The sequence below is a fragment of the Fundidesulfovibrio magnetotacticus genome, from assembly GCF_013019105.1.
Lineage (GTDB): Bacteria > Desulfobacterota > Desulfovibrionia > Desulfovibrionales > Desulfovibrionaceae > Fundidesulfovibrio > Fundidesulfovibrio magnetotacticus.
Window position 1 is genome coordinate 1 of the sequence record NZ_BLTE01000006.1, and the last position, 11732, is coordinate 11732.

The window sequence follows — 11732 nt, forward strand, 5'->3', positions numbered from 1 at the left end:
GGAATTGAGAGGATAATTCCTTGTTCATCGTCGCTTGCGACGATGGCAGTCCGCCGGGATAAGCGCTGCTTTGAGCGCGTTCCCGGCGGGTGTCTGCTGTTGTCCGGGCATCCGTGTCCAGTCCGGCCCTGCGCGGTGAAGCCCGCGAAGCAATAAGGGATTCCAAAGGGCGTAGCCCTTTGGCCGCCGGAGGCTATTCCTCCCTCCTCCCTCTCTCCCCTCCTCTATCTTCTCTCCTTCATTCCACCGCCACAACCGTTCCGCCGCGATGGCATCAAGGCTGCGCGTCGTTGTCCGTTTCCTTGTCCGTGGTCCAGGGCGTGGAGTCCCAGTCGCCGTCCCAGGCGGGGGGGCAGCGCCAGGTCTTGCCGTGCAGCGTGACGCGCCAGGCGTGGAGTCGCAGCGGTGGTGAACCGCTGCCGTATTTGGGGTCGCCGACGATGGGGTGTCCGCGCGAGGCGAGTTGGACGCGGATCTGGTGGGTGCGGCCGGTGAGGAGCCGCACGAGCAGGAGGGAGCGGTCATCGAGGATGGCCAGGGGGGTGGCCAGGAGTCGCGCTTCTTTGCCGGAGTCGCCGGTTTGGACGCGCTGGAGTCCGGGGTCTCCGGCTTTTTCGAGGCGGTCGGTCAATTCGACGGTTTGTCCTGGTGGTGAGAGGTTCCAGCGGCCGGTGGTCCAGCAGAGGTATTCTTTTGCGGCCTGATGGTCCTTGAGGGCCTGGTGTGCGCTGGTGAGGGCGTTGTGGGTGCGCGCGGCGAGGAGCACGCCGGAGGTGTCGCGGTCCAGGCGGTGGACGATGGTGGGGACGAAGGGTTGCCCGGCGAAGGCCTGGGCGAGGCGCGTCTGGATGGAGTCGGTCCAGCCGGAGCCCGGATGCACGGGGAGTCCGGCGGGTTTGGCGATGGCCAGGTAGAGGTCGTCGAATCCGGCGAGTTGGAGCCCCGGGAGTTGGGGGATTTCGCTGGAGGCGGCGGCGGGGGGCGACGATTCGGCCGCCGCGAAGGGTGGGATGCGCACGTTCTGGCCGACTGAGAGGCGGTCGAAGGGTTTGGCGCGTTTGCCGTCCACGCGGACCTGCCCGGTGCGTATCCAGCGCATGAAGACGGAGCCGGGGGTGTCCGGGAGGATGCGTCCCAGGTATTGGACGAGCTTTTGTCCGGCTTCGGCGTGGGAGACGGTGCGGGTGGTGATCACGGCGTGAACGAAGCGGGGAGGCTTTCGCCTCCCCGCTGGTGGGGTCTACTGTGCGGGCTTGCCTTTGAGTTCCTCCTGGGGGGGAGGGGGGGTGGAGCCGGGCATGTTGAGGTCCATGTACTGGGTTTTGGAGCCGGGGTCGCGGGTGAGGTTGGCGCTCTTGCCGTCGGGGCCGACGCCGGAGACCTCGTCCACCTGCGCGCCGATGCCGCGCACCTGGATGATGTTCTCGCCCTTGTAGACGAGCTTGTTGCCGAGCAGGTCCTTGACCTTGCGGGCGTCCATTTCCAGGAAGACGAAGGCGTTGCCGGTTTCGTCCCAGCCCCAGCCGCGGTTGGGGGCGTTGATGCCGGGGTTGGGGATGTAGGCCCCGAACACGGCGGCGCAGACCTTGGAGCGGTTGGAGTCCTTGGTGAGGATGAAGTTTTCCGCGCGCGACTGGCTGAGGATCTTCTCGCCCACGAGCTTGGCGGCCATTTCGTCGTAGGCGTTGATGAGCGCGGCGCGCAGGGCGCGCAGAGGGGGCCTGGAGGCCTCGGTCATGGTGCCGAAGCCGAAGCCCTCGACGCGCACGTTCTTGAAGCTGATGCGTTCGCCCAGGACGTTGATGATGTCGCCCAGTTCGATGTGGCCGAAGCAGAGGGCCACGTCCTTCTGGCGGTCGTAGATCATCTTGTCGACCTTGATGCCCTTGATGACCGCGGCGGCTTTGGTGTCCACCTGGTACTGGGCGTCTTCGGTGAGGCCGAATTCGCCCTGGCTCTTGACCTTGTAGCCGATGACGGCCTCGACGATGTTGCGTTTGAGGTCCTGCTCGGCCATCTTCTGGCTCATGAGCTGCTTGTTGCCCTGGGCCATGGCCGAGGCGGCCACGAGCAGGGCCACGAGCAGGGCCAGGGCGCTGGCGGTGATGCGTCGCATGGTGATGCTCCTTGTGGGTTTAGAATCCCAGGTAATCCCGGAAGCGCCGCCACAGCGTGGGCGGGGCCGCCGGCTGCTCGGGGGCCGACTCCAGCGCGGGGGCCTGGGGGGCCTGCGTCGGCGCTTCGGCCGGGCGGGCCTTGGCGGCCACCGGCACCTCCAGGGACGCCAGTTCCAGGCCGGGCACGGCCCGCGGCGCGTACACCTCGTCGAAGGACCAGGCACGGGCCTGGGCCGCGCCGCCCGCGACGGCCAGCATGAGGGCCGCCGCGAGAGTGTTGCGATATTTCGTCATTTCAAGCCTCCTCTCCTCGTCTCCAGGCAGGTGAGCAACTTCCGGGCCAGAACCCAGGGAAGGACTCACTGGGCGGGCATGCCCTTGAGTTCCTGCTGGGGCTTGGCTTGCCCTCCGCCGATGGGCACGTCAAGGTTCTGGTAGGAGGTCTTGGGGCCGCCGGGGCGGATCATGGAGGGGCCGCCTTCGGGGCCCTGGGGGGAGAGTTCGTCCTTCTGCGCGCCGTAGCCGGTGACCTCGAGGATGTTCTCCCCGCCGGTGTAGACGATGATGTTGCCCATGATGTCCTTGGCCACGCGCGCGTCCAGGTTCAGGCGCACGAAGGCGAGGCCGTTTTCGTCCCAGCCCCAGCCGCGGTTGGCGGCGTTCATTTCGGGGTTGGGGATGTAAGCCCCGAAAAGCGCGGCGCAGACCTTGGAGCGGTTGGAGTCCTTGGTGAGGATGAAGTTTTCGGCCGAGGACTGGCTGAGGATCTTTTCGCCGATGAGCTTTGCGGCCATTTCGTCGTAGGCGTTGATGAGCGCGGCGCGCAGGGCGCGAAGGGGCACGCGGGAGGCCTCGGTCATGGAGCCGAAGCCGAAGCTCTGCACCTTGACGTTCTTGAACTGGAAGGTGAGCCCGGTGATGTTCTTGATGCGTCCCAGTTCGATGTGGCCGTAACAGAGGGCGATGTCCTTTTCCTTGTCGTAGACCATCTTGTCTACCTTGATGCCCTTGATGACGGCGGCGGCCTTGGTGTCCACCTTGTACTGGGCGTCCTCGGTGAGACCGAATTCGCCTTCGCTCTTCACCTTGAAGCCTACCACGGCTTCGACAAGCTGGCGTTTCATGTCCTGTTCGGCCATTTTCTGGCTCATAAGCTGCCGGTTGCCCTGGGCGAGGGCCTGGGCGGCGAAGGCCAGGAAGACGAGCAGCGCGAATGTCTGGACGGCGATGCGGCGGATGTGCATGGCAGGCTCCTTGGCCTTGTCAGGGCTTGGCCGGTTCCTGGGGTTTGCCCCCGACGATGGTGATGTTTTCGCGCACCGTGCCGCCTCCGACGGGGATGGAGGCCGCTTCGGCGCCCCCCTTGCGGGGCGCGAAGATGGCGTCCGTGGCGGTGTTCACCGGAGACCTGGCCTCGTGGATGGTCAGCGACTCGATGTGCACCAGAACCTTGCCGGGGTTTTTGGGGTCCGGTTTCACGACTGCCTCGAAGGAGACGACGCCGTCCTTTGGCAGAAGGCCTTTGCGGCGAAGGTCCTGCGCCACCTGGTCGCGCAGGGCGCGTTTCTTGCGCACCCAGTCGTCCATGAGGGCTTTCTGGCTGCCTTTGCCCTCGGGGAAAGGAATCTTGTCCTGCGCCTGGGCCTTTCCGGGCTGGAAGAGGAAGGCGGCCAGGGCCAGGGCCCCGGCCGCCAGGATGATGCGCGCGGTCATGCTAGAAGTCGCTCGGGTCGATGGCCATGCCGCCGCCGCGGAACTTCTTCTCGTAGATCACGGGCGGCTGCTTGGGTCCGGAGCCCTTGCCGCAGAGGCGCTTGGCGTTTTCCAGTTCGGTCTTGATGGGCAGGAAGGTGGAATCGACCATCACGCCCTTCTGGAACACCTCGATGGCCTCGGGGCAGCGCTTTTCCATCACGTAGATCTTGCCCAGGTAGAAGTAGACTTCCACGTTGATGGAGTTGAGGTTGCGCGCGGCTTCAAGATGCCGTTTGGACTCGTTGAAGTCGTTGGTGAGGTAGTAGAGGATGCCCAGGGCCTCGCGCGACTTGACATGGTTGGGGTTCAGGTTGAGCGCGTCGATGAAGGCACGGCGGGCGCGGTCGACCATGTTGAGCTTGAAGGCGCTCACGCCCAGGTAGTACTGTGCCTCCACGAAGCTGGGGCTCTTGGCCACGGCCATCTCGAACTCGGAGAGGGCCATGGTGTAGTTTTCCTGGGTGAAGTAGCGCATGCCGGAATCGAAGTATTCCTGTGCGGTGGGCTCGGGCGGCGGGGCTTTCTTGGCGCAGCCCGCGGCCAGGGCCAGACAGAGACACACGAAAACGACGGTTGTGACGCGACGCATGTTGGCAGCCTCCTATTTCATCTCGTCCATTTTCTGCACGGCCCGCTGCACGAGCCGCTGCACCATGGTGTCCAGGGTGACGCCGGTGGTCTTCTTCTCGGTGTAGCCGAGAGCGCCGCCGCCCTTGGAGGTGATCTCCATCTTGTCCTCGAAGTAGTCGCTGGCCTTCTGTTCGCCGGTGTTGGCGTCGAGCACCTTGAAGCGCATGCCGACGATCCAGATGCCGCTGGCGTCTTCGGCCTTGATGGAGGCCACGCCCGCGCCGGTGGCGGTGCCGGCGGCCCAGGAGCCGGTGGCCGAGCCCACCACGCTGCCGGCCATGATGCCCAGGTAGGTGCCGTCGAACTTGCGTTCAACCTGGGCCACGGGTTCGGCCTTGAGCACGTCGAAGCGCACAAGCCAGTTGGTGGCCTGCATCTTGCCTTTCTTGAACTTCTTCAGGGTTTTGGCGTCGCCCAGGTTGGCGGCCACCTCGATCTCCTGGAGCATGGGGCCCAGGTCCTGGCGTTCGAGCACCGGGAAGTTGGCCTTGGCCAGCTCGATTTCCGCGAAGTCGGCGATGTTGTTGGGGCCGTACTTCTGGGCGAAGGTGGCGTTCTGCGACTTCACCGCCCCGGGAATCACCACCACCTGGGGTCCGGGTTTGTCCGAGTTGGCGTACGTCACCGGCTGGTACATGGCCGCGTCCGCTTCCTGGTTGGCCTTCTGGGACGCCGACTGGCAGCCCAGGGTCAGGGTGAGCGCCGCCAAGAGCGCCAGCAGTCCGATCCTTCTCACGAGCATGTTGTCCTCCCTCAGATGCATGACACGTTGGGGCCGGATGCGGGCGTCCGCCGCCCGGGCCGCGCCGACCCGTTCCAAAGGCTGAAGCCGGGAACCTGCCACGTCGGATGGCGGAATACGAACGCCATGCCTGGAAACCTAGAAGCCTTTCACCGCATCCAGGGCCTTGTCGGATTTGAGCAGGCCCTGCTCCTCCACCTTCCTGGCCACGTCCGGGGCCACGTCGGCCACGCGCTTGAGGGTCTCCTCGCTGCGCACCACCTCGCGCACGCGCTCGGGCGACGCCTGGGCCAGGCTGGCCGGGGGCATGCCCTGCATCTTGGTCATGAACTCCTCGGGCTTGAGGCGCGAGCGAAAGCTCACGCGCACCACGTTGCCGTGGGAGGATTCCAGCGCGAAGGACTGCTCGCCCAGCTTGGCGTTGAGCGGGGCCAGGATGGTGGCGTTGAGCAGCTGGTTGAAGTTGGAGCGGGTGCCCACGAACTCCACCTCGTAGAGCGAGAGGCCGGAGCGGTCGAAGTCGCGGAAGTCCACGTTGAGCACGGGGCGCAGGCCGATGAACTCCTTCTTGAGCAGCTGTCCGGCGTCGTAGCTGGGCAGGCCCAGCACCTGGAGCTGGTAGGTCTTGGCCGGGGCCTGGAGGTGCTGCTCGAAGAAGTCCTTGGAGAATTCGCCGCCGATCATGCGGCCGATCTCCTCGATGGCCTGGTCCTCGTCGGCCCAGCTCTGCTTCTGGGGCACCTTGTTGTTGTAGTAGATTTCCTCGCCGGTGTTGTTGTCCACGCACTTCACCGACCAGGACGTGAGCACGAACTTGGTGACCGTGAGCCCCGAGGCCGCGAGCTTGGCCGACACCTTCTTGAACTTGGCCTCGCCCACGATGGAAAAGTCGGCGGCCTTCACCTGGGAGGCCGAGATGGTGGCCTCTGTCTGTCCGGCCAGCTGGCTGGTCTCCATCAGTTCGGTCTTGAGCTTCACGGACTGCTCTTCGCTCCAGACGCGGTAGCCGAAGCTCTTGATGCGGTCCTTGAGGATGTTTTCGGCCACGGCGGAGCGTTCCACCTTGGTGTCCACGCCGCGCTCGGCGTCGCGGATGTCGATGCGCACGGAGATGCGGGGGTTGCCGAAGTCCTTGATGAGGCTCACGCGTTCCTGCCTGCCCATCTCGTTCAGGGCGCTTTGCACGTCGCCCACGTAGACCTCGGCGGTCATGAGCATGTGCGCGAAGCCGTCGTCGCCCTGGAAGGGGGGGCTCTCCTTGATCACGCGCTTGATCAGGCCCTGGGAGCGCGAGAGCACCTTGTCGTGGATGAGGGTGTAGTTCTGCATGAGCGTGGAGGTCTCCACGTAGGAGCCCACGGCCTTCTCGATGACCTGGCGCTTGGCGTCGGCGCGCAGGTCGTCCACCAGGAGGCCCTTGTCGCGCTTGTAGGTGTCGGCGTTGGGGTCGGCCAGGCCCTCGGCGGTGATGACCATGGTCTTGGGGTCGGCCGCGCGGGCGGGCAGGGCGCAGGCCGCGACCAGGACGAAGAGTGCGAGCGCGAGGGCTAGGCGGCGCGGAAGCGACATGGCGGAGTTCCTTTCAATGGGTTGATCGGCGCGGCGGCGCACGGTTATTTCCCTTTGGAGCAGAAGTCGGAGTAGAGCTGGGCCACCAGGGAGTCGGCCTCGTCCTCCAGCACGGACATGGCCGCGCCCACCACGTCGGACCCGGCCCAGGACTGGCCCGAGGCCCGCACCTGGGAGAGCACGCGGCCCGAGCCGTCGGAAAGCGTGAGCTGGATGGACACGGCCACCTCGTTGGCGCGCACCATCTTGTTGGCTCCGGAGCGGGCCGAGATGATGCCCTTGAGGAAGAACGAGGCACCCAGCTTGCGCGAGGCGGCCATGGCGGCGTCGGGATCGTTGTTCAGGATGGCTTCGGCCTCGGCGCGGGCGATGCGGGCGTTGATCTCGCCCTGGGTGATGGTGGCCAGGCCCACGGAGCGCAGCTTGGCGTTGAGCAGCTCGAAGAGTTCGCCCTGGTTGGAGGAGTTGACGTTGTTGATGCCCTGGTGGCGCTCCGCGATCATCACGGCGATCTTCTGGCCCTTGATCCTGGCCTTGCAGGGCTCCGAGAGCAGGGACTGCGTGCGCGCGGCCTTGGCCCGGGCCTGGGCCGCGTCTTTCCCGGCCTCTTCGGAGAAGCTGAACGCCAGGGCCGTGCCGGGAAGGGCCGTGAGCACCGTCAGGATCGCCGCCAGAAAGAACGAAGCCATGTCGCCTCCATGCTATTCCTATACTTACGACGTGTAGAGCCCGATGCCTCGTGTGTCAATCGGTCTTGTGCTCCCCGGCGCTCAGTTGGCCCCGCCCGAGAACGAGGCGCGGGCGGGCGGGTCGAAGGGCGAGCGCTTGATGGGGGCCTTGCCCAGGCTCTGCATTTCGTCATCGCTCAGCTGGCGCACCGCGCCGGGCAGGTTGGGCCGCACCCAGGCGGTCTGCCCGGGCTTGTCCAGGGAGAGCTCCTTGCCCTCGGCGTCGCGCACGGTGACCACCGTGCCGGACTTGGTCTCGCGCAGGGCGTGCAACTCGGAGTCCAGTTCGCCGTTGGGCTTGTACTTCACCCAGTGGTCGGTGACGGTGCCCCGGATGCCCACCACGGCCAGGGGGCTCTGGATTTTCAGGTTGTCCGGGTTCTGGGCCACCACCTTGCCGGTGACGTAGCGGAACATGCCCTTGCCCATGGCGATCACCTGCTTCGATTTGTCCTTGTCGGCCTCGTCGTAGGCGAAATCCTTGAGGGCCACCTGGGATTCGGGGCCCACGTCCAGGGAGGAGCCGTCGGCGAAGGCCAGGCGGAGCTTGTCTCCGGCGGTGGGGGTGGTCACCACGTCCTGTGCGAAGAAGGGCGCGCCCTTTGCCAGCTTGCGGGGCGCTTCCTCCCCCTGGCGGGCCTGGGCCTGCCCCTGGAGTTCCTCGACGGTTCCGGCGGGCGCGGGCGCGCTGGCCCGGACCGCCGCGAAGGCCAGGACGAGCGCCAGACACGTGAGAATCGCGAAATGTCGTGAACGTTTCATGGGGCGTCCTCGGGGTCGAGCAGGGAGCGGATGGACAGAAGCTCCCGTTCCACCATGGTTTTGAGCGCGTCGCGGCGTTCGCCTTCGGCCAGCCTGCGGCGCGTTCCTTCAAGAGTCATGCCTTCCTCGTGCATGCAGCGCTGGATGATCCGTATCAGGCGCAGGTGCTCCTCGGTGTAGACCCGCTGTCCCTTGGGCGTGCGGATGGGAGCGAGCTGCGGGAACTCCGTCTCCCAGTAGCGGAGCACGAAGGGCTTGAGCCCGACCAGCTCGGCGATCTGCCCGATCTTCCAGGTTTTGCTCCGGGGCGCGTCGGTCACCAGAAGTCCTCGCCCTCCTCCGCTGCGGGAGGCTGGGCAAGGCCCAGGACGCCGAGGGCGGCCAGCGCCTCGCGCCTGTCGAACGGCTTGTGCAGGTGCGTCCAGTGGGGGCCCGGCGGCAGGGCGTCCAGGGGCGGAGTGGAGAGCGACAGGCAGGTGGCCAGCACGAAGCCCGGGCGCTTCGCTCCGGCCTCGTCGTGGCGCGCCTGGACGGCGTTCAGGGTTTGCACGCCGTCCATGCCGGGCATGAGGACATCAAGGAACACCACGTCGAAGGGGCGTCCCTCGTCCAGGGCGCGGCCGCAGGCCTCCACGGCCCCCTGGCCTGAAAAGGCGTGCGACACTTCCCCCAGGGCCAGCAGCACATGACGCAGGAAGGCGTGGGCCACCTCGTCGTCGTCCGTGATGAGAAAACGCGGCATAAAGTACGACATCCAGTTGTTTGCTGGCTTTCTACCAATATGGGATGACGATGGCAATGCTTGCGGGTTTCACGAAGCATCGACGCCTCGCGCGGACAGGCGCGTCTGCCCCCTTGAATCCCCGGCGCTTCCGGGCTAAGGCCTTCCATGGCCGTCGACTCCCCGCTGTTTTTGTTCGTCTTCCTGCCCGTGCTCCTGGGGCTCTTCGCCCTGTGCCCGGCCCGGGGGCGCGAGGCCCTGCTCCTGGGGGCGAGCCTTCTCTTCTACGCCCTGTCCGACGCCGCCTCCCTGCCGCTCTTCCTGGCCTCCATGGCCTTCAACATGCTCATGGGTCTGGCCATCTCCTGGGCCGGGGGCGGCGCGCGCAAGGCCCTGCTGGCCCTGGGCGTGGGGCTCGACCTGGCCTTCCTGGCCTGGGCCAAGTATCCGCTCTTCCTGGCGGCCCAGATCCCGGGCCTGGAGGGCCTGCGCGCCCTGGCCCCGGCCTCCATGCCCCTGGGCGTCTCCTTTTTCACCTTCTCGGCCATCGCCTACCTGGTGGACGTGGCCGGACGCCGCCAGGACGCCCTGGCCGATCCAGTCCGCTTCGGCCTCTTCCTGGCCTTCTTCCCCAAGGTGGCCGCCGGCCCCATCGCCCGCTGCCGCGACATGGCCCCCCACGCCCCCACCCTGGAGGGACTGCGCGACGGCCTGACCCGTCTGGCCGTGGGCCTGGCCAAGAAGACCCTGGTGGCCGCCCCCCTGGGACGCCTGGCCGACCAGGCCTTCGCACTGCCTTCGGCCGAACTGGACATGGGCACGGCCTGGCTTGGCCTCCTGGCCTACTCCCTGCAGCTCTATTTCGACTTCTCCGGCTACACCGACATGGCCGTGGGCCTGGGCCGCCTCTTCGGCTACAATCTGCCGGAGAACTTCAACTACCCCTACACGGCCCAATCCGTGCGCGAGTTCTGGAGGCGCTGGCACCTCACGCTTTCCACGTGGTTCCGCGACTACCTCTACATCCCCCTGGGCGGCGGGCGCGCGGCCCCCTGGAAGGTGCAGCGCAACCTGCTGATCGTCTTCACCCTTTGCGGCCTGTGGCACGGCGCGAGCTGGAGCTTCGTGGTCTGGGGCCTGTGGCACGGTCTTTTTCTGGCCCTGGAGCGCACCGGCGTCGGCAAGCGGCTGGACGCCCTGCCGCGCCCGGCGCGCCACGCCTACGCCCTGCTGGCCGTAGGCCTGGGCTGGGTGTTCTTCCGCGCCCCGGACTTCGCCCACGCCTGGGGTTACTTCAAAGCCCTGGCCAGCTTCAGCTTCCACGGCTGGGACTACACCTGGACCGTGCGCGTGAACCGCGAGACCCTGTGCATGCTGGCTGCGGGCATCCTGGGCAGCGCGCCCGCGCTCCCCTGGCTGGGCGAGCGGCTCGGGCGTCTCATGCCCCTGGCGAGGGGCCTGGCCGCCCCGGCGCTTCTGGCCCTGGCCCTGCTGGCCCTGGCGGCGGGCGCCCACACACCCTTCATCTACGCGCAGTTCTAGGCCATGAAACGTTTCTCCCTCATCGTGTGCTGCGCGCTGCTCCTGGCCCCCCTCGTCTGGCCCCAGGGCCTGGGGCTCCTGGGCCTGGGCGTCCACCCGCGCGCGGCCGACGCCCCCGGCCCCTGGCCGCCCGCGTCCCTGGCCGTCACCGACTTCCAGGCCTGGGCCACGCGCACGGCCACGGCCTACGCCGACAACTTCCCCTTCCGCGAATCCATGATCCGCACCCTTAACCGCCTGCGCCTGGCCGTGTGGGGCGAATCGCCCATGCGCACGCTCATCCGGGGCCGCGAGTGCTGGTGGTTCTACAACGACGAGATGGCCCTGGAAGACTGGATGGGCGCGACACGCTTCGACCCCCAGGAACTGGCCGACAACGTGCGCCTCCACCAGGAGCGGCGCGACTGGCTGGCGGCGCGCGGCATCGCCATGCTGGTGGTCATCGTGCCCAACAAGAAGACCGTCTACGGCGAATTTCTCCCCTCTTCCCTGCGCAAGATGCGCGAGACCACCCGGCTCGACCAGCTCGCCCGGGCCATGGAGGAGGGCGGCATCCCCTTCCTGGACCTGCGTCCCGTCATGCTCCGGGCCAAGGCCGTGCGCCAGGCCTACTGGAAGACCGACTCCCATTGGAACGAGTGGGGCGCGCTGGCCGGGTGTTCGGCCATCGTGGAGAAGCTGCGCGAGCGCTTCCCCGCCATGCCGCCCCTGGACCCCGCCGCCTACACGGCCGTGGCCGAGAACACTCCCGGCGGCGACCTGGCCGCCATGATGCTCCTGGAGAACCAGCTCCCCGAGGCCAACGTGCGCATGGTCCCCCACGCCCCGCACCGCGCCCACGACGCCCCCCCGCCCCCCTGGAAGGACCCCGCCGACCTCCCCGGCAGGCGGCGCATCGTCAAGGCCGTGGACGACAACTCCCTGCCGCGCGCCCTCTTCTTCCGCGATTCCTTCGGCTCCCAGGCCATCCCCTTCCTGGCGGAACGCTTCCGGCGCTCCGTCTTCCTCTGGACCCACCGCTTCAACCCGGGCGTGGTGCTGGCGGAACGCCCCGATGTGGTGATCTTCGAGGCCGCCGAGCGCTACCAGCACGCCATCTTCTCCCCCTCCGAGGGCGGCAGGCCCTAGTGATGCGTCCTCGCAGTGCCGCCTGACGGATTTTCAAG

At 67.1% G+C, this 11732-nt stretch carries 14 protein-coding genes; 2 read left to right on the forward strand and 12 right to left on the reverse strand.

Features of this window, described 5'->3' with window-relative positions:
- Positions 1–274 precede the first annotated feature (274 nt).
- The 12 genes from NNJEOMEG_RS07600 to NNJEOMEG_RS07655 all read right to left on the reverse strand — a co-directional run bounded on the left by NNJEOMEG_RS07600 (position 275) and on the right by NNJEOMEG_RS07655 (position 9045).
- Positions 275–1195, reverse strand: a complete 921-nt coding sequence (locus NNJEOMEG_RS07600) for an RluA family pseudouridine synthase (RefSeq protein ID WP_235956874.1) — start codon at positions 1193–1195, stop codon at positions 275–277.
- 45 nt (positions 1196–1240) lie between these two features.
- Complete coding sequence (locus tag NNJEOMEG_RS07605; protein ID WP_173082989.1) at positions 1241–2116, reverse strand: hypothetical protein; 876 nt, start codon at positions 2114–2116, stop codon at positions 1241–1243.
- Between the two features lie 19 nt (positions 2117–2135).
- Positions 2136–2411 (reverse strand): hypothetical protein, encoded by a 276-nt coding sequence (locus NNJEOMEG_RS07610; RefSeq protein ID WP_173082991.1) that lies wholly within the window; start codon positions 2409–2411, stop codon positions 2136–2138.
- Between the two features lie 65 nt (positions 2412–2476).
- Complete coding sequence (locus tag NNJEOMEG_RS07615; RefSeq protein WP_235956875.1) at positions 2477–3361, reverse strand: hypothetical protein; 885 nt, start codon at positions 3359–3361, stop codon at positions 2477–2479.
- Between the two features lie 19 nt (positions 3362–3380).
- Positions 3381–3830, reverse strand: a complete 450-nt coding sequence (locus NNJEOMEG_RS07620; protein WP_173082993.1) for a hypothetical protein — start codon at positions 3828–3830, stop codon at positions 3381–3383.
- Position 3831: 1 nt separating this feature from the next.
- Positions 3832–4461 (reverse strand): tetratricopeptide repeat protein, encoded by a 630-nt coding sequence (locus NNJEOMEG_RS07625; protein ID WP_173082995.1) that lies wholly within the window; start codon positions 4459–4461, stop codon positions 3832–3834.
- 12 nt (positions 4462–4473) lie between these two features.
- Positions 4474–5244, reverse strand: coding sequence for a hypothetical protein (locus NNJEOMEG_RS07630; RefSeq protein WP_173082997.1), 771 nt, complete (start codon positions 5242–5244; stop codon positions 4474–4476).
- A 138-nt stretch (positions 5245–5382) separates the two neighbouring features.
- Positions 5383–6813 carry a hypothetical protein gene (locus NNJEOMEG_RS07635; protein ID WP_173082999.1) on the reverse strand — a complete coding sequence of 477 codons (1431 nt, stop codon included), beginning with the start codon at positions 6811–6813 and terminating at the stop codon, positions 5383–5385.
- Positions 6814–6857: 44 nt separating this feature from the next.
- Entirely contained in the window at positions 6858–7502 is a 645-nt protein-coding gene (locus NNJEOMEG_RS07640) for a hypothetical protein (RefSeq protein WP_173083001.1), read from the reverse strand.
- Positions 7503–7583: 81 nt separating this feature from the next.
- On the reverse strand, positions 7584–8303 hold the full coding sequence (locus NNJEOMEG_RS07645; protein ID WP_173083003.1) for a FecR family protein: 720 nt from the start codon (positions 8301–8303) through the stop codon (positions 7584–7586).
- The gene (locus NNJEOMEG_RS07650) at positions 8300–8623 is read right to left on the reverse strand and encodes a MerR family transcriptional regulator (RefSeq protein ID WP_173083005.1); all 324 of its coding nucleotides are present in this window, start codon (positions 8621–8623) and stop codon (positions 8300–8302) included. Before NNJEOMEG_RS07650 ends, NNJEOMEG_RS07645 begins: the two co-directional genes overlap by 4 nt.
- Positions 8620–9045 carry a response regulator gene (locus NNJEOMEG_RS07655; protein WP_173083007.1) on the reverse strand — a complete coding sequence of 142 codons (426 nt, stop codon included), beginning with the start codon at positions 9043–9045 and terminating at the stop codon, positions 8620–8622. The genes NNJEOMEG_RS07650 and NNJEOMEG_RS07655 overlap by 4 nt, the downstream gene beginning before the upstream one ends.
- 147 nt (positions 9046–9192) lie before the next feature.
- Between NNJEOMEG_RS07655 and NNJEOMEG_RS20940 the strand changes: the two genes are divergently transcribed.
- Both NNJEOMEG_RS20940 and NNJEOMEG_RS07665 read left to right on the forward strand, forming a co-directional pair.
- Entirely contained in the window at positions 9193–10566 is a 1374-nt protein-coding gene (locus tag NNJEOMEG_RS20940; protein ID WP_173083009.1) for an MBOAT family O-acyltransferase, read from the forward strand.
- 3 nt (positions 10567–10569) lie between these two features.
- Positions 10570–11694, forward strand: a complete 1125-nt coding sequence (locus tag NNJEOMEG_RS07665; protein WP_173083011.1) for an alginate O-acetyltransferase AlgX-related protein — start codon at positions 10570–10572, stop codon at positions 11692–11694.
- Positions 11695–11732 lie beyond the last annotated feature (38 nt).